Source organism: Streptomyces sp. NPDC026538 (assembly GCF_055567535.1).
Genome location: NZ_JBVHQG010000007.1, coordinates 105382 through 123242 on the forward strand (window position 1 = coordinate 105382; position 17861 = coordinate 123242).

At 69.1% G+C, this 17861-nt stretch carries 6 protein-coding genes and 3 pseudogenes; 1 reads left to right on the forward strand and 8 read right to left on the reverse strand.

The window, feature by feature from the left end; genetic code table 11:
• Positions 1-64: 64 nt before the first annotated feature.
• The 8 genes and pseudogenes from ACZ4N4_RS27070 to ACZ4N4_RS27105 all read right to left on the reverse strand — a co-directional run bounded on the left by ACZ4N4_RS27070 (position 65) and on the right by ACZ4N4_RS27105 (position 15646).
• Positions 65-1645 (reverse strand): arabinofuranosidase catalytic domain-containing protein, encoded by a 1581-nt coding sequence (locus tag ACZ4N4_RS27070; protein WP_467593106.1) that lies wholly within the window; start codon positions 1643-1645, stop codon positions 65-67.
• Between the two features lie 40 nt (positions 1646-1685).
• Positions 1686-3317 (reverse strand): glycoside hydrolase family 27 protein, encoded by a 1632-nt coding sequence (locus ACZ4N4_RS27075; RefSeq protein WP_467593109.1) that lies wholly within the window; start codon positions 3315-3317, stop codon positions 1686-1688.
• A gap of 42 nt (positions 3318-3359) precedes the next feature.
• Positions 3360-4334: pseudogene (locus ACZ4N4_RS27080) on the reverse strand (arabinofuranosidase catalytic domain-containing protein); the annotation flags it as partial.
• Positions 4335-4814: 480 nt separating this feature from the next.
• Positions 4815-6275, reverse strand: a pseudogene (locus ACZ4N4_RS27085) (glycoside hydrolase family 10 protein); the annotation flags it as partial.
• Positions 6276-6339: 64 nt separating this feature from the next.
• Positions 6340-7488 (reverse strand): ricin-type beta-trefoil lectin domain protein, encoded by a 1149-nt coding sequence (locus ACZ4N4_RS27090; protein ID WP_467593112.1) that lies wholly within the window; start codon positions 7486-7488, stop codon positions 6340-6342.
• A 412-nt stretch (positions 7489-7900) separates the two neighbouring features.
• Entirely contained in the window at positions 7901-9499 is a 1599-nt protein-coding gene (locus tag ACZ4N4_RS27095; protein WP_467593115.1) for an arabinofuranosidase catalytic domain-containing protein, read from the reverse strand.
• 1141 nt (positions 9500-10640) lie between these two features.
• Positions 10641-11463: pseudogene (locus ACZ4N4_RS27100) on the reverse strand (IS701 family transposase); the annotation flags it as partial.
• 76 nt (positions 11464-11539) lie between these two features.
• Positions 11540-15646 (reverse strand): carboxypeptidase regulatory-like domain-containing protein, encoded by a 4107-nt coding sequence (locus ACZ4N4_RS27105; protein WP_467593119.1) that lies wholly within the window; start codon positions 15644-15646, stop codon positions 11540-11542.
• Between the two features lie 493 nt (positions 15647-16139).
• Between ACZ4N4_RS27105 and ACZ4N4_RS27110 the strand changes: the two genes are divergently transcribed.
• Positions 16140-17174, forward strand: a complete 1035-nt coding sequence (locus tag ACZ4N4_RS27110) for a helix-turn-helix transcriptional regulator (RefSeq protein WP_467593122.1) — start codon at positions 16140-16142, stop codon at positions 17172-17174.
• Positions 17175-17861 lie beyond the last annotated feature (687 nt).

Sequence of the window (17861 nt, forward strand, 5' to 3'; positions counted from 1 at the left end):
CCTCCTGAGTCGGGGCGGCGGCGCGATGCCCCCGCCCCGGAGTCGGGCGCGTTGGCTCACCGGGTCAGCTCAGCGTCCATTTCTGGTTGGACTGGCCGTTGCAGGTCCACAGCTGTACGGGGGTTCCGTTGGCGGTGGCGGCGCCCGACACGTCCAGGCAGAGCCCGGACTGGGCGCTGGTGACGGTGCCGTTGGCGTTGAGCGTCCACTGCTGGTTGGTCTGGCCGTTACAGGTCCAGGTGATGACCTTCGTGCCGGGGTTGGTGCCCTGCCCGGAGGCGTCCAGGCACAGGCGGCTGCCTGCCAGTGAGACACTCAGCTCACCGGAGGCGGTCTGCGACCAGGTCTGGTTGGCCCCGCCGGAGCAGTCCCGGATATGCGTCTGGGTGCCCGGTGTCGTCGAACTGCCCGGTACCTCCAGGCACTTGGCCGCGCCCACCGCGTGCAGCGCACCGGTGGTGCCGCCCCCGCCGCCCGACGTCCCGTACCCGGCGGCGGTGATGCCCGCCTGGACGGCGTTCTCGGTGGCGTCGGAGGGGTAACCCGCCGTCATCGCGCCCTCGAAGAACTCGCCCTGTCCCGACACGCTGTTGTCGCCGCCGGTGCCGAGGAGGACGGAATTGTCGACCTTCATCGGTGAGTAGCCGTTGGGAAGGGGGCCGGAGAAGGTGGTGGTCAGTCCACCGCCTGCACCATCGCCGTACTTGAGGGTGAAGTTGCTGGTGCCGTTGTTCTTCAGCCACGCGCTGACGAACGGGTGGTGCACGCCCTGGTTGTTCGGGTCCTTGTTGGAGCCGGTGCTGGTGTGGAACATGCCGTTCTCCAGGTCGGCCTCCACCCACGGGCCGCTGCCGGTGCAGCCGCCGAACCAGCAGGCGTTGCCCCAGTAGATGGCGTTCATGGTGGCGTTGCCGGTGTCGGTGTGGGAGTTCTCGCCGCTGCCGTAGTCGAAGCAGCACCACTGGTTCGTGAAGTTCGACGAGGTCACCATGTAGATGCCTTCGGGCTGGGAGCCGGTGGCAACGCCGCTCGCGTGGTCGATGCGGTAACCGACACCGGGGGTGACCTTGACGCCGAAGACCTGGTGGCCGCCCGCGGTCACCGGCAGGGCCATGGCGTCGGCTCCCACGTCCGATCCGCTCGGACCGGACCCCTTCCAGTAGCCGCCCCAGGAGATCGGCAGGTCGTTGTGGCGGGTGGTCTGGTCGTAGATCTTCGTGATCGTGCACGACGTGCCCGCGCAGAACGACACCTGGGAGGCGGCGTCGGCGTACCCGCCTGGGGCGAGCAGCCCGATGTCGCGATAGGCGTGGTCGGAGGACCGCTGGATCTGGTACACCGGTCCGTCGTACGCCGCGAAGAGCGCCCTGGTAGTGGAGTGGGCCGTCACGCACGGCGTTCCGCCGGCGGCATAGATGTCGCACGGCAGCGACGCGGCGGCCGCGGGGCCGGGGGCCGAGTCGTGGACGGCGATGGTGGTGCCGGTCCGCGGGGACGTGGCGAAGGCCGGGGTGCCCCACGCGGCCAGGGCCAACGCCAGGGCGATCAGGAACGAGGCGATCGGGAACGGGGCGATCAGGAACCGGGCGATCGGGAACGGCGCCGGGAAGCGCCTTCGCCGGCGGTCGGCTGTTGATCCGGGCAAGGAGTCCTCCTCCGTGGCGGTGCCGAGGGGCAGGGGGGAGTCAGCCCAGCGTCCACTGCTGGCCGCTGCTCCCGTTGCAGGTCCACAGCTCGGCGAGGGTTCCGTCAGCCGTGGCCCCGCCGGTCACGTCCAGACACAGGCCGGACTGGACGCCGGTGATCGTGCCGTTGGAGTTCAGCGTCCACTGCTGGTTGCTCTGGCCGTTGCACTGCCAGATCTCCACCTTCGTGCCCGGCGTGGTCTGGTTGTTGTAGGCGTCCAGGCACATCTGACCGGTGCCGGAGTAGACGGTGAGCTGGTCGGATGCGGTGTGCGTCCAGGTCTGGTTGGCGCCACCGTTGCAGGTCCAGATCTCCACCTGGGTGCCTGCGGTGGTGGTGGAGTTGGGCACGTCCAGGCACTTGCCCGCGCCGACCGCGTGCAGTTCCCCTGTCACGCCGGTGCCTCCGCCGCTGCTGGTGCCGCCCGCGACCCGGTACATGACCGTGCCGTGGGCCGGTACCGAGGCGCTGATGGTGCCGGAGGTGGTCGAGGACCCGCCCGACCACAGGTCGGTGAGGGTGTAGGCGGACGCCCCGGTCTTCCCGATCGCGGCCGCGGTGGTGGTGATGGTCGCCGTGGAGCCCGTCTCGTTGAACAGCGCGACCGACACGTCCCCGTTCGCGAGCGGCTTGGCCAGCACGTCCAGGCCGCCGGCGGACGACACCATGGTGCCCTGCTTGCCGAGGGGGTCCTGGTCGACCGCGATCACCCGGGAGTTGGTCAGCGTGGACAGAGTGGAGGCGCTCGCCTGGGGGATGTTGGTGCCGGCGATGAGCGGCGCGGCCATCTCCGCCCAGAGGCTGAACTCGCTGCGGTTCTCGGTGGCCGTCATCGAGCCGTTGCCGACCTCCAGCATGTCCGGGTCGTTCCAGTGGCCGGGTCCGGCGTAGGAGGCCAGCCCCACGTTGCTGTGGAAGATCGACAGCATGCTGGAGAAGGTCGGGCTGATGTCTCCCGTGGTGCGCCAGCTGTTGCCCACGTCGGCGCCCCAGGTCCACACGTTCTCCTGGCCCCAGTTGCACAGGCTGTACAGGATCGGTCGGCCGGTGGCCGCGAGCGCGTCCCGCATCGCGGTGTACCGGGTCCGGGCCGGCACGCCGGTGTTGTTGCAGTTGTCGTACTTCAGGTAGTCCACGCCCCACGACGCGAACGACTGCGCGTCCGTGGTCTCGTGGCCGAGGCTGCCCGGGTATCCCGCGCAGGTGGCGGTGCCCGCGTCCTCGTAGATCCCCAGCTTCAGGCCCAACGAGTGGACGTAGTCGGCGGTGCCCTTGATGCCGTCGGGGAACTTCGCCGGGTCCGGCACCAGGTGACCGCCGGAGTCGCGGCTGTGGGTCATCCAGCAGTCGTCGATGTTGACGTACGAATAGCCCGCCGCCTGCATGCCGTTGGTGTGCATCGCCTGGGCGGTGGACTTGATCAGCGCCTCGGAGACGTCGCAGCCGTAGGCGTTCCAGTCGTTGAAGCCCATCTGCGGAGTCGGCGCGAGTCCGTTGCCGAGGGCGGCGGCGGGTGGTGCGGTACCGAGGGCGATCAGGGGTGCGGCCACGGCGAGCAGCACGGTGGTGAGGGTGAACGCCAGGGTTCTGCGCAGGGACAGCAGTGGGGGCAGCGGACTGGTCGTGGGCATGGGACATCTACTCCTGGACGGGTCGGGAAAACTGACGGGCGTTCAGCGATAGCCGGCGGCGGTGACACTCGCCTGCACCGCGTTGTCGGTCGCGTCGGAGGGATAGCCTGCGACGACGGCTCCCTCGTAGAAGGTGCCGGCGCTCAGGTTGGCGCCGCCGCCGGGCTTGCAGCAGTCGCCGCCGCTGCCCAGGACGATGGCCCCTTGTTTCCTCATGGGGCTGTATCCGCCGGGCAGCGCGCCGTCCCACAGGGTGGTCAGGCCGCCCGACTGGGCGTTGCCGCCCTTGAGGGCGAACCTGGACGTGCCGTTGTTCTTCAGCATCGCCGTGACGAACTTGCCGGCGAACGCACGCTGGTCGGGGTTCCAGGACGTGCTGCCGCCTGGGTACAGCCCCCATTCGAGGTCGGCCTGCACCCAGGGACCGCTTCCCGAACAGCCGCCGAACCAGCACTCGGTGCCGAAGTTGATCGCGTCCATCGCCCCGGCCGCGTCGGCTTTCCTGGTCGTCTCGCTGTTGCCGTAGTCGAAGCAGCAGCCGCCGTTGACGTGGGTGCCGCTGGTCACCATGTACGCCCCTTCGGGTGCCGCACCGGTCGGCACGCCCGTCAGGTGGCCGTCCCGCCAGTAGCTGTTCCCGGGGTTGATGTACAGCGAGTACGCCTTGGTGCCCCCGGCGGTCAACGACTCGGACGTCGCCTTCGCGGGGCTGCTCTGACTCGATCCAGGGACCTGGGCCGAGCCCTGGTACCACAGGTCGTTGCCGTGCCCTGACTGGTCGCGGACGACCGTGATCACGCAACTCGTGCCCGCGCAGAAGGCGTTCTGGGCCGCGGCGTCGGCGAAGCCGCCGGGGGCCAGCAGGCCGATGTCCCGGGTCGCACTGTCCGAGGCGCGCCTGACCTGGTACAGGGGGCCGTTGTACGAGCGGTAGAGGGCGCGCACCGTGCTGTGCGCGGCGACGCACGGGGTCCCGCCCGTGGCGTAGATGTCGCACGGGCCGGACCCCTGGGGCGCCGAACTCACCAGAGGTGCCGCCGACGCCGGCGGGGACCATGTCGGCCCGGTCGCCAGCAGCACGGCCAGCAGCCCCATCACGATCGCGGCGGCCGCCGCGGACAGGCGCGACGCAGGAGCGGTGGGGCGACAGGGCGGAGCGGATGGAGGCTGCATTCTGTGTCCTCGCATGGGCGGGGGGAAGGGGACGGAGAGTGCCGTGCCTGTCCGAGAAGGTGCGCGAGGGGTGTCGACCGCTCCCGTCAGAGTGCCCGAGAGCACTCGCAGGGAACGCGTATACATCCCATGTCGCATAGTGATCCCACAGGCTCAACGCCCTGTCAATAGACGTCTCTTGACGATTCACCGCTTTATACATCCCATGTCTGGCTCATGATGAGGCCGCCTGAGGGCATGCCTGAACCGCGCCCGGCGACCGCTGCGGTACCGAGCGCGGATTTTCGCTTTCCGGCCTACCTCGCGCCGATCACCTCACCCGAGATTCCAGTGCTGATGGGCGCCGCCGTTGGAGTCCCAGACCTGCACGGGACTTCCGTTGGCGGTCTGCCCTGCGGGCACTTCCAGTGCCCTGCCGGAGGCGACGTTGGTCAGGGTGTACGAACCGTCGCCGTTCCGGCTCGCCCGCCAGTGCTGGTTGGCACCGCCGTTGGCGTCCCAGATCTCCATCCGCGTGCCGTTGCCCGTCTGACCACCCGGCTCGTCGAGAACCCGCCCGCTGCCGACATTCGTCAGCGTGTACGAACCATCACTGTTCTGGCTCGCCCGCCACTGCTGGTTCGCTGCGCCGTTGGCGTCCCAGACCTGCAGGGACGTGCCGTTGGCCGTCTGCCCGCCCGGCACGTCCAGCGCCCGGCCCGCGGCAGCGTCGGTCAAGGAGTACACCGTCCCCGGGACGATGCCGCCCGGATTGCCGCTCCCACTACCGCCCAGGGCGCTCAGGACCGAGCCGTAGGCGGGCTTCTTGTTGCCGCCGCCGTCGAACAGCAGGGGGTTGTCACCGCTCCGCCAGGAGTCGCTGTCCCGGATGCCCCAGACGGTGATGCCGGTGCAGCGGGCCACGTTCATACAGGCTTTGACGGTGTTCGCGTACGCCGCGGCCGGTGCCTGCGCGATGTCCAGTTCGGTGATCTGTACATCGACGCCGAGCGCGGCGAAGTTCGACAGGGTGGTCTGGAAGCTCGACGGCGGGCCGCCGGTGCCGAAGTGGGACTGGAAGCCGACGCAGTCGATGGGCACGCCACGGGACTTGAAGTCGCGCACCATGGCGTAGACGCCCTGGGTCTTGGCATCCGACCAGTTCTCGATGTTGTAGTCGTTGTAGCAGAGCTTGGCCGACGGGTCGGCGGCCCGGGCGGTGCGGAAGGCCTCTTCGATGAAGCCGTTGCCCAGCACGTTCTGGAACACCGAGCTGCGGTGCTGGCTGCTGCCGTCCGCGAACGCCTCGTTGACCACGTCCCAGGCGTAGATCTTGTTCTTGAAGTGGGTCATCTCGGTGGTGATGTGGTTGTCCATCACACTGCGCAGGGTGTTCGCGTCGGTGATGGAACTGACCCAGTTGGGCAGCTGAGAGTGCCAGACGAGCGTATGCCCGCGCATCCTCTGCCCGTGTGCGGTGGCGTGGCTGACGATCTGGTCGCCGGGCCCGAAGTTGAAGCTGCCGCGGGAGGGTTCGGTGGTGTCCCACTTCATCTCGTTCTCGGGCGTGATCATGTTGAACTCGCGGTCCAGGATCCCCGAGTAGGTCGCGTCACCGAGCTTCCCGGCGGCCACGGCCGTGCCGAAGTAGCGGCCGCTTTCGGCCGCTGCCGCGCCCAGCGTGCCGGAGGCTGCGTGCGCGGCGGGGTTGGCAGGGCCGGCCAGAGCCAGTGCCGTGCCGGCTGTCAGTACGGCTGCCAGGGCCAGGATCTTGCGCGGACGGGGCTCTTCGTTGAGCCAGGACATGAGGGATCGGTCTCCTTGTGTGGGGGTGGTACCGGCCGGGTGTCGGTGCCCCGGCCGGGTGGGGTCACTGGGCCTGGGTGACCGGCAGCGCGGTCCACTGCTGGTTGGCACCGCCGTTGCAGTCCCACAGGACCAGTTGCGTTCCGTCGGTGGTGGACGAGCCGGGGTAGTCGAGGCAGCGGCCGGAGGCAGGGTTGCGGTAGCCGCCGTTGTACGCCTGCCATTGCTGGTTTCCGCCGCCGTTGCAGTCCCAGACCTCGATTCGCGTGCCGTTGGCGGTACCGCGGCCCGTTGCGTCGAGGCACTTGCCGAGCGCCCGCAGGGTGCCGTCGGAGAGCGCGGACCACTGCTGTCCGCCGGAGCCGTTGCATGCCGCGATGTCCACGGCGGTTCCGTTGAGGGTGCTGCCGTCGTTGACGTCGAGGCACTTCCCCACGACTCCGGAGCGCATCTCACCGCCCGCCGACACCGGCGGCCTGATCCAGCCGGCCGCGTCCGCGGCCTGGACCCCGGCGTTGAAGGCGTCCGCCATCTTGCGGAAGCCGTTGTCGTTGGGGTGCAGCGCGTCGGAGAGATCCGCACTGGTCAGAGCGCTCATGTCCACCAGCCGTACGTGTTTGCCGACGGCCTGCTCGGCCTGCACGATTCCGGGGAGCCTGGCGTTGAACGCGGGACGGACGGCCTCCTCGGTGCCGCTGGTGGAGACGATCACGGTGCCGACGAGGACGGTCGCGTCGGGGGCATCGCGGGTGATCTGGTCGATGAGCGCGCGGAGCCGGTCGGGGGCGGTCGGGACCTGGTAACTGCCGTTCAGGTCATTGGTACCGATCTCCAGGGTGACCACGTTCGGGTGGTAGCGGGCCAGCACGGAGTCGGCGATGCCGGCGATCTGGTCGATCCGCCAGCCGGAGTGGCCTTCGTTGTCCGGGTCGGACATGGTGCCGTTGCGGCCCGAGCCGACGAAGTCCAGAGCATGCCCCTCGGCCGACAGCTGGTTCCCCAGGAAACCGCGGTAGCTGTTCCCGGACGGGCTGCCGACGCCCCAGGTGATCGAGTCGCCCAACGGCATCAGCCGCAGCGGGGCGGGCGCGGCGGCAGCACCTTCGGCGGAGGGCGGCGCCCCGGTGGCGGTGGCGGACTCCGCGGGTGGCGCGGCGCCGATGGCGAGCGCGGCCATCAGCGCGGCGGCAAGGGATACCGAGCACTTCTTCATGAGCGTTCCTCACTGGTGCGGGACAGTGGGTGGGGAGAACGAGCACACGAATCGAACGGTCAGCTGGGGTGAAGTCCTGGTTGGTGCCGGCTGTGTTCTTGCAGGGCCATTGGTGCGACTGCCGGCCGGAGCCGCGGGCGCCGCCGTAGGCGTCCAGGCGCTTCCGGCCTCCGTCGCGGGACCCGAAGCCCAGCGGCTCGGACAACCGGCAGGTTCCGCCTACCAGGTGGACCACGGCGTCCGAATCGGCCGACAGCCGGTGCGCGGGCTGCCGCGCCTGGTCGATGCCGGCGAACGGCTGCTCGGCGGTGCCATTCCCGCCAGGTGCCGTGTCCGGGGGTCCGGTGTCCGCATCTCGTGACGCGTGGCCCGCGGCCGGTGGTGGGCCGGCCGCAGACCGGAGCCCGTCAGGTCAGTTGAGGCTCCACCGCTGGTTGGATCCGCCGTTGCACGGCCAGAGTTCTGCCAGGGCGCCGTTGGCCGTGGAAGCGCCGGTGACGTCGAGGCACAGCCCGGACTGGACGCCGGTGACGGTGCCGTCCGAGTTCGCCTGCCACTGCTGGTTGGCACCCCCGTTGCACGGCCAGGTCACCACCTTGGTGCCGGCGGACGTCTGGTTGTCGTACGCGTCCAGGCACATCTGGCTGCTGCCGCTGTAGACGGTCAGCTGGCCCGAGGAGGTACGGGTCCACGTCTGGTTGGCGCCGCCGCTGCAGTCCCAGATCTGCAGTTGTGTGCCGGCCGTGGTGGAGGAGTTCGGCACGTCCAGGCACTTGCCCGCGCCCACCGCGTGCAGCGCGCCGGTACTCGTCCCGCCCCCCGCGGAGTTGCCGTACCCGACGGCGGTGATGTTGGCCTGGACGGCGTTCTCCGTGGCGTCCGACGGGTAGCCGGAGGTCATCACGCCCTCGTAGAAGGTGCCTTGGGCACCCTTGCTGTTGTCGCCGCCGGTGCCCAGGATGATGGCGCCCTGCTTGCGCATCGGGTTGTATCCCGAGACGTTGGGGCGGACTCCGTCGTAGAACGTGGACAGGCCGCCGGACTGCGCGTTGCCACCACGGATCGCCCAGTGGTTCGGGCCGCCCTTGATGATGGCGGTCGTGTAGCGGTAGTTGATGGTCGGGTCGTTGGCGTTGTAATGCTGGTTCACCCCGGAGAAGAGGCCGTTCTCCAGGTCGGCCATGATCCACGGACCGTTGCCCGAACCGTAGCCCCACACCTTGATGTTGCCGAAGTAGATGGCCTCCATCGTGCCGTTGCCGTCGTCGTTGCTGTCCGTCTCGGCGTTGCCGTAGTCGAAGCAGCAGCCGCCGTTGTAGTGCGTGCCGTCGAAGATCGCGTACATGCCCTCGGCGTTGTCCCCGGTGGCGATGCCGTTCGTGTGGTTGTTCCGGTAGCCCGTACCGGGCGCCACGAAGACGCCGTAGGCCTTGTGTCCGCCCACCGTGGTGGGCGCGGCGGTCGCGTTCGCGAGGTTGTCAGGTCCGCCCGCGGCGCCGCCGCCGGGTGCCTGGGTGAGGTTGTTGTTGCGGCCGGACTGGTCGTAGATGACCGTGATCAGGCAGGACGTCCCGGAGCAGAACGAGTCCTGGGCGGCGGCGTCGGCGTACCCGCCCGCGCTCAGGGCCCCGATGTCACGGGTGGAGTTGTCGGAGGCGCGCCGGACCTGGTACAGGGGCCCGTTGTACGAGGCGTACAGCGCTCGGGTGGTGCTGTGCGCCGCCACGCAGGGCGTGCCGCCTGCCGCGTAGATGTCACAGGGCCCGGACGTGGCGGCCCGAGCTGTGCCGGCCGTGGCCGTGGCGCCGGCCAGAGCGCCGGCGACGAGCGCGGCCGCGGCCCCCGCCCGGGCGAACGTCTGCCACCGGGAACGGGCCGTGCCCGCCGACGGAGGGAGATGAGTCCGAGGCGACGCGTTTCGGGGCGCGCCACGGTGGTGTACCGCCGCGAGTAACCGCTCGACGCTGTCGCGCCTGGGCAGCAGACGGCGTCTTGTACGTGTGGTTCCCATCTGGACTCCCTACCGTGCCGGTGCAACCCGGTCGGGTTGCGGTGGTGGCGGTGACACATGCCGAAGTGCCTGAACGTGCCGTTGTGCAGTGGGATTGCCGAGAGGTGTCGGGGGGACACGGTGCTGCCGGTCTCGCAGAGCGGCCAAGGGTGAGGAGCCACTTCCCGCGGACCTTGTTGCGGAATCGATTCGACTGCTGATTGCCGCGGTTCGCAAGCTCTTGGGAAGCACGAAAAGTTGCGATGGAACGGGCCCGGACCGCGGCCCGACCTACTGCCGCGATGGTGCTGGAGGCCGCGCGAGGGTGACCGTCGGCCGTCCACCGAACTTACGGATGACCCTCCATCGGGCCACTGAACAGGAATATCTCCGAGTGGGCCCAGATCACGGAGCACCGGAGCGAAGGCCACTCGCCGAAGCGGACGCCCCTGAACGGGGGTTGGCGCCGTTTGCGCTTCGCACTGCGCGACTGGCCTGGGCAACGCCGGTCGTGAACCCCCGTCGAATCGCTTGCGTCGAATCGGTTCGCCCTGACGTGGGAACGTCGTGCGACGCGAAACGGGCCCACAGCCCCAACCCGATGAAGGCGAGACCGTACTTACTGCGCTGTCCGAAACCGTACGAGTCCTCCGTCATCTCTTGCCACCAGGTACCTCGACGGCCGGTCGGCCAGCCACCATGCAGCCCTCAACGGACAGCCTCGGACGCTTCCTTATCGGGGAGACCGCGGAGCCCTTCGCCCGGCCGGCACCGGACGAACGCCAGGGCCGATGCGCGGACGGTGACGCCGACGCAGACATCCACGGATCGCCTTGGAACTGTAGCCCTTGCGCCAATGACGTGAGACGGCCTGGTCCGCGGCCGATCCGGGCCGATCATCGGACCTCCCGCGCATCGACTGGTGGTGGCGTCCCCTCGCCCGTCCCGCGACCCGCCCATCAGCACAGGTGGGTGCCGCCTTGGGAGGCTTTGCGCACGACACCGGCGAGGGCGGCCTGTCGGAGTACCACCTGCGCCACGGTGGTGACCTGGTGTGGGATCAATGTCTCGGCCATGAGCTTCGGTTCGCTGTCCGCCAACGCCGTCCTCGACCGGTCCGCCGTGAACGCCGGCCTCACCTTGCCCCACCACAACGGCCGCACCGAAGGCGTGCCTGGTGTCGGCGACGCCATAGGGACCAGTGCAGGCGATGGTCGCGTTGGCCGTTCGGGGATGCGGCGGGCAGGGCGAATAGTCGCCGTATTTTGTTGCAGGTGAGGGCGATGAGTCCGGTGGGGCCGGGGTGTTCGTAGTGCTCGTCGGCGCGGATGACGGCCAGGAAGGGGTGGGCGAGCATCGCGAGGGTCACCCAGCGCAGCCAGGGGGTGTGGCGGCGGACCTGGTGCTCGTCCAGGCCGGCGAGGCCCGTGCTGGCCTGGAAGGTCTCCTCGATCTTCCAGCGGGTTCCGGCGACGCGGACCAGGGCGGGCAGCGGTACTGGCCGCGGGCTGAAGCAGCGGTAGTAGGCCACCTCGCCGGTGGTGCGGTTGCGGCGGATCAGCAGCTGGCAGGTGCCCGCCGCGTGGGTGGGATCAGGCCGATGGCGGCCCAGTCGTAACGGCGCGGGCCTTTTGCGCCGGCGCCTGCGGACAGTTGCTGCCAGCCGCGTCGTGGCGCCTTGCGCATCAGCACGTCGACACGGAACTTGCCAGCAGGGGTGTGTACTTCGGTGCGGCAGGAGCCATGACGTATCCCGTCCCGTGCGTAGCGATCATCGACAGTAGGGCCGGGTTGCCGCCGTAGACCTCGTCGCGGGTGGCCCAGCGGGCCGTGTGATCGCCGGCCCAGAACCTCTCGAGCATCGCGGCGGCGAGCTGCGTCTTGGTGGCGAAACGCACCTCGTCGGGGTCCAGGGCCGCCCTGCGGCACCGCTCGGGATCGTCGGTCCATGCCCCGAACCTGATCGTGAAGGTCGCCCACGACAGTGGCCACGGCCACTGCCGGCAGCCGGAGTGGGCCGACACCTGCTGGCGAGCGGCCCACCCCGGCTTTCGGTTGGCCCTACTTTCTCTTGAGGGTGAAGTTCTTGGTGACAGTGGACTTCTTCTTGATCGTCACCGTCGCGACGGTCGGCTGGAAGCCGTCCTTGGCGACGATGACGGAGAGCGGGTTGTTACGGACGTCGAGCCACAGGGCGTACCCGCCGGTGGCGTCCGTCGTCAGCGTGTAGCTCGTCGCCCAGGTGTCGATCTGGATGGTGGCCCCGGCGATCGGCGCGGTACCGCCGGCGGCGGTGACCCCCAGCACCGTGCCGGTGATCTTGCCCCAGGTGCTGGGCGGGGCGACGCGCATCTCCACGGGGAGCCTCGACAGGGAGTACGGGGTGTCGGAGCTCAAGGACAGCTGGGCGGTGAAGTCTCCCGGCTGGGTCACCTCCGCCACGGAGGCGTCCAGGGTGATCGTCACCTTCGAACTCTTGCCAGGCTGGACAGTGAGCTGCTGCGTACTTTCGCTCAGCCAGCTGACGTCACCCGATTCTCCCTGGTCGTAGCCCGGCAGCACCTCCACTGTCGTTGCGGGAGTCGCGAGCGCGACGCCGCCACCGACCTTGAAGAAGCCGACCGCGCCTCCGCCGCGGTAGGTGGCGGTGTCGGCGTTGGGAAGGGCGGCCCAGGTTCCGGCCTGGGGGTCGAGGGCGAAGGCTTGGTTGGTGATGCTGTTGTTGGTGACGCCACCTGCGGCCACCAGCAGGCCGTTGGCTGAGGTATAGGCGGAGCCCCAGAGAGTGATCGGCAGGTCGGCGACCTGTGACCAGGAGTCGGTGGCGGGGTCGTAGACGTAGGAGTGCTTCACCTCGCTGCTGCCGCTCACACCGCCGGCGCAGTAGAGCTTGCCTCTGATGCCGGCGCAGGAACTCCACGAGATCTGCTCCGGATAGTCGGCCACCGTGGACCAGCTGTCGGCGGCCGGGTCGTAGGCGGTGACATCCGTGCTGCCACAGGACTGTGCCCCGCAGCCGCCGACCACGTAGAGCTTGCCGTCGAGCACGGCGCTGCCGGAGCCGGCGTAGGGCTTGGGCGAGGCGGCGCCAGTGGTCCAGGTGTCGCTTCCCGGGTCGTAGATCTCCAGTTTGGCGTCGGGATCGCCGCTGGGTCCCCAGCCGCCGACGGCGTAGAACTTGCCGTCGATGAAGGCGTGGGCGGGGTCCTCCCGGGTGTCCGCCGCGGCGGCCAGTTTGGACCAGGTGCCGGCGACGGGATCGAGGGCGTACATGTCCTTTGTGTCGGCGCTGCCGTTGAAGCCGAAGGCGGAGTAGACCTTCCCGTCGTTGGTGGCGACAGCGTTGTCCATCAGCTTCACCGGCAGGTCGGCGGCTGCCTCCCAGGCGTCGCCGGCGGCTCCCGGGACCGCCTTGGCAGTCTTGCCCGCGGCAGTCGCGGCGGCCTTGCTGGACAGCGGGGAGTACGAGCCCTTGACCAGCTTGCGCGGGGCGCCGTTGGCGGAGGCCATGCTGAACCCGCCGGGCTGTTCGCCCAGTTCGACGGTGGCGGCCGCCGTGCCGGTGTTCTTGACAGTCAGGGTCTTGGTGGTCTGCTCGCCCCAGCCAACCGACGCGGTGACCGAGGTCTTGTCCAGTGTCAACTGCCCGGCGCCGAGGGCGAAGTCCGCGCCGACCGCGCTGTCGGCCCGCACCTTCACCGTCTTGTCGACTCCGGTGTAGTGCGTTTTCGCCGCGGTGAAGCCGTGGCTGCCGAGAGAGGAGAACAGGGCGTAGACGCCGTCGCCCAGGGCGGGATCGTCGGGGGTGGCCAAGGTCACGGTGCTCTGCTTATTGTCGTCCTTGCTCGTCACGGTGGCGCCGACCAGACCCGCTGTCGTGTTGGCATCCGTCACGGCGCCGGTGAGCAGACCGCCCGGGAGGGTCGTGACGTGGCGCTGGCCGATGAAAACGTTGTCAACCTTCCACCACCAGCCGAACGAGCTGGTGAAGTGGAAGCGCAGCTGCACTGATGACTTGCCGGCGTAGTCGGTCAGCGGGAGTTCGACCTTCTGCGCGCCGAAGGTGGTGCCGGTGGCGGACCACAGCGTGGTCCAGGTGGCGCCGCCATCGGTGGTCGCGTCGACGTCCGCGCTCTGGCCGCCGATGGCCCAGTAGTCGTTGGCGAAGGCGATCTCGGGTGCGGGGTTGTCGGTGAAATCGTAGACAGGGCTGAGCAGTTGCGTGTCCTGATGCGCTCCGCCGCCGTAGTGGTCGCTGTCGACGATCGCGAACCCGCCGTCACCGCCGGTGGTGTTGCCGCGCGAGCCCGGGTCGTCGAAGGTCCAGCCGCCGGTCGTCCCGTCGGCGTTGCCCACACTCCAACCCTTGGGGGCGGAGTCGGTCGCGTCGAACGGCTCGGTGGTGCCTTCGTCCCGCACCGAGTAACCGGCGGGAGGGGTGGCCGCCCAGGGGTCGGCCGGCACCGCGACGTTCAGGCTCTGGTCGGAGTCCACGACGGTGATCTTCTTGGTGCGCGATGTGTAGCCGGGATAGGCACTGTCCACGTGCAGGGTGTAGTCGTGGCCCTGGGGCAGCTTCAGGTCGAAGGCGCCGGTCAGGGGGTCCGTCCACACCGGGCCGCCGGGCACGCCGTCCGCGGTGATCTTGGCGTAGAGCGGCCAGCCGTGGCCAGAGCCGTCAGTGACCTTGCCGGAGACCGTCCGGCTGGGGACCGGTTTCAGGGCGAAGTTCTTGGTGAGGGTGTCGCCGTCGGCGAGGGACACGCCGGAGGCGGTGCTGCTGGCGTAGCCGTAGGCTTCGACGGTGATGTCGTAGCTGCCCGCCGGCAGGACGAGCGAGTAGGCCCCGTCGGCACCAGTGTGCGCCGTGCCGCCGCCCTGGGTGGTGACGGTGGCTCCGGCGACCGGCTTGCCGGTGCTGTCGTCGGTGACGGTGCCGGAGAGTTTGCCGTGCGGGCCGCTGCGGAACGCGGCCAGGCCGTCGGGCGTGCCCAGGCCGGTCGGACCGTCGTAGCCGGCCCCGGCGGTGCACAGGTACGCAGGGGTGCAGCTGCCGTTGTCGCCGTCGGTCACGTCATGGAGACCGGTCCCTGCGGCGTAGGGGTAGGAGTTGGGGTACGTGCCTGCGACGGGTGTCCCGGCAGCCGCATACACCGCGGCGATGATCGGTGAGGAGGCGCTGGTGCCGCCGTACACCTGCCAGCCGCCACCGCCGTAGGTCTGGTAGACGGCCACGCCGGTGGCCGGGTCGGCGACGGCGGAGACGTCTGCGACGGTGCGCTTGTCGCATCCGGTGTCAGTCTGGAAGGCGGGCTTGGGCTCGTAGAGGGAGCAGCCGGAGCCCGGGCCGAGGCCGTTGCGGTTCCAGACCGACTCGGACCAGCCGCGTGTGGTGCCGGAGTCCCGGACCAGTGAGGTGCCGCCGACGGATGTCACGTAGGGGGAGACGGCCGGGTAGGCGACCCCGTAGTCACTGTCGCCCGAGGAGGCGACCACGGCGACACCGGGGTGGTTGTAGTGGGCGTCGTACGTCGTCTCGTCGGGGCTCTCGCCGCTGCCCGGGGTGCTGCTGTAGTTGGTGCCGTAGGAGTTCGAGACGTACTTGGCGCCGAGCGCGACCGCCTCGTCGACGGCCGCCCCCAGGTCCTCGAAGCTTGGCTGGTCCGCCTCGACGAGCAGGATGTGTGCGTTCGGCGCGGCCGCGGAGACCATGTCCAGGTCGAGGGAGATCTCGCCGGCCCAGCCGGCGTCGGGCGCGGGGTAGTCGGTACCGCCACGCTGGTCGACCTTGGTCAAGCAGCCGTTGGCGGCGGTGCAGGCGGACAGCCCGTACTGCTCGCGGTAGACGGCCAGGTCGGCCTCGGCGCTGGGATCGTCATAGGCGTCGACGATTGCGATGGTCTGGCCTGCACCGCCGTCGGCAGGAAGGCTGTAGGCGCTCTGCAGGTCGGCGGCGCCGTACCCGCTGGGGGTGACGGAGGCGGTCAGCAGGCCCGTGACGGCCTTGGTGTCGGTGCGGCGCAGGGCGAAGCAGGCGGCCTCGCCCTTCTTGGGGGTGGCGCAGGACGGTTCGAGGGCGACCTTTTTCTTCGCCGCCGAGGCCGCCGAGGCGGGCGCGACGGACGGCACCGCCGCGTGTGCCGGGATCTGCATGCCCAGGACCGTCATCGCCGCGGCGCTCAGGAGCGTCAGGCAGGCGGCGGCTCTTCGGCGTAAAGCTGAACGGGTTCTTGGTGAAGTGCGCAAAACGTTGCCCCTCAGTTTGCCTTGCGAGGGTCGACCTGTACGTCGTTCCCGGTCGACGGTGAACGCGGGTAGCCGCATTCACCGCAATCAATTGGCGTACCTCAGGGGGCAATTGACAATAGGCTGCGTGTTACATGTGCATGTCCTGAGCAGTTTCCATGCGAAGTAGGACCCGGTCCAGGACCGGGAATAAATCTCCATGCCAATGGGCCCGTCGCTCAAAAACCGCGCGGGCCATTTCCGGAGGGAAATGATTCTCTGTCGTGACATCAAAACGGCGATCACCGCACCGGTGACCTGTGATCATCCTCACCTTGGCGGCCGCGCCTGACAAGATCCGCCGCCTGCGGGCCCGCGCAGTTGCGCACTTGCGTAGCATCGACCTCAACTCGTGCGAACTTCCAAGGAGTTGCTGATGGACGCGTCCTCCTTGGATGCACTGTGGGCAGGCACCGGCTTGGGCTCCCTTGCCCGGCAGGCACTGGAATACCTGGTCAGTCATCCGGACGCGAACGCGGACGCCGTCGCGGAGGGGATCGGCGTGTCAGCCCCGACGGCCCGGACCGTCCTGAGGTCCTTGGAGACCGAACTCCTGGCGGTTCGCGTCGGGGAACGGCCCACGCGCTGGAGCGCCGGCCCACCTCGCTCTTCGCTGGGCGCTCTTCTGGCCCGTAAACGACAGGAGTTGGCGAAGGCGGAGCTGTACGCGGAACAGCTGCACGAGGTCTACAGCGCGACCCCGGGCCGACAGATCGCCTCGGACCTCTTCGAGGTCGTCGAGAGCGACGAACAGGTCGGCGCCCGCTATGTGCACCTTCTGAGGAGCAGTCGATACGAGGTGCTGCATTTCGCGAAGCCGCCGTATGTGACCTCGCAGGTCAACCCTGCAGATGCCTCGACCGCTGCGGGCGCCACGGTCCGTGCCGGCGTAAGGCTCCGATCCGTTTACGACAGCAACGGAATCGCAGACGACGGATGCCTGGAGACAGCCCTCGGGGGCAACGCCGCGGAAGGGGAATTGCGGCTCCTGCCCGGACTGCCCATGAAACTGGTCATCTTCGACGGCGCCGCGGCGATCATGCCACTGCGTAGGGACGATCCCGCCGCAGGCTCACTCGTCGTGCACTCCTCAACGCTGCTGGACGTACTGATAGCCCTTTTCGAAAGCGTATGGGAGCGTGCGGTGCCCCTCTCGGTGGAAAGCCAGCCCGCTTCACCCACCGAGAGCGCCGCACGACACGATGGCGCACTACCCAGCCGGACGCGGGACATCCTTCGGCTGATGGCCGCCGGAATGAAGGACGATGCCATTGCGCGCGCCCTACGGCTCAGCCGCAGGACCGTGCAGACGCATATCAGCGATCTGGGCAGACAACTGGGCGCACGGACCCGCTTCCAGATAGCCTTGCTGGCCCAGGAACGCGGCTGGTTGGGGGATCCGGAGGGGTAAGCGAGCGCGAACGTGGCCGGGTCATCCGTTCGTTGGGCCGAACCGACGCGGCTCGGCGCCGGGCCTGCCTCCGAAGCGGCCTCCTTCGTGGCCGCCCCTCTGCTCGCCGGGGCCTGCTTCGCTGGGCGCCGATGCCGGACAATTTCGCTGGCCAGGACCCGCGATGATGCTCCTGACTCTGGCCGTCATCTCTCTCATTGGCAGCATCCAGTACGGCTTCCAGGCCCGCGAGTTCTTCTACTCCCTGGCCGACATCGAGGACTGGAACCTTCCGCCCCCAGCGGGCCGGAGCCTTCCGGCCCCCGCGGCCGTCGGCCGAGGATCACAAGCGGCGGCATCGGCGGGATTTCAAGGAGTGTCATCGTCTGAACCGGCGCGGCGCCCACACCTACAACCTCGGAATCGTCCTGCTCGGGGCGGGGACGACGCTGGTGCTGGCTGCGCCGGACGGAGCGTCCCTCACGCATGCGGTATGCCGCTGGACAGCAAGACATGCATCACCACACCCGGCCGACGCCCCGTCGACTCCGCACTCATCCAGCGCTCACCTCCCCCGCCACAGCATCGAACAGAAAATCGAACACGCGAGAGCAGAGAGTGCGGTCGCACATCTAGAACCCAAAAATGTTCGACTCGCGGGATCTCCCGGACGACCTAGAGCGGCTCCAGACATTAGAAGTTACGTGG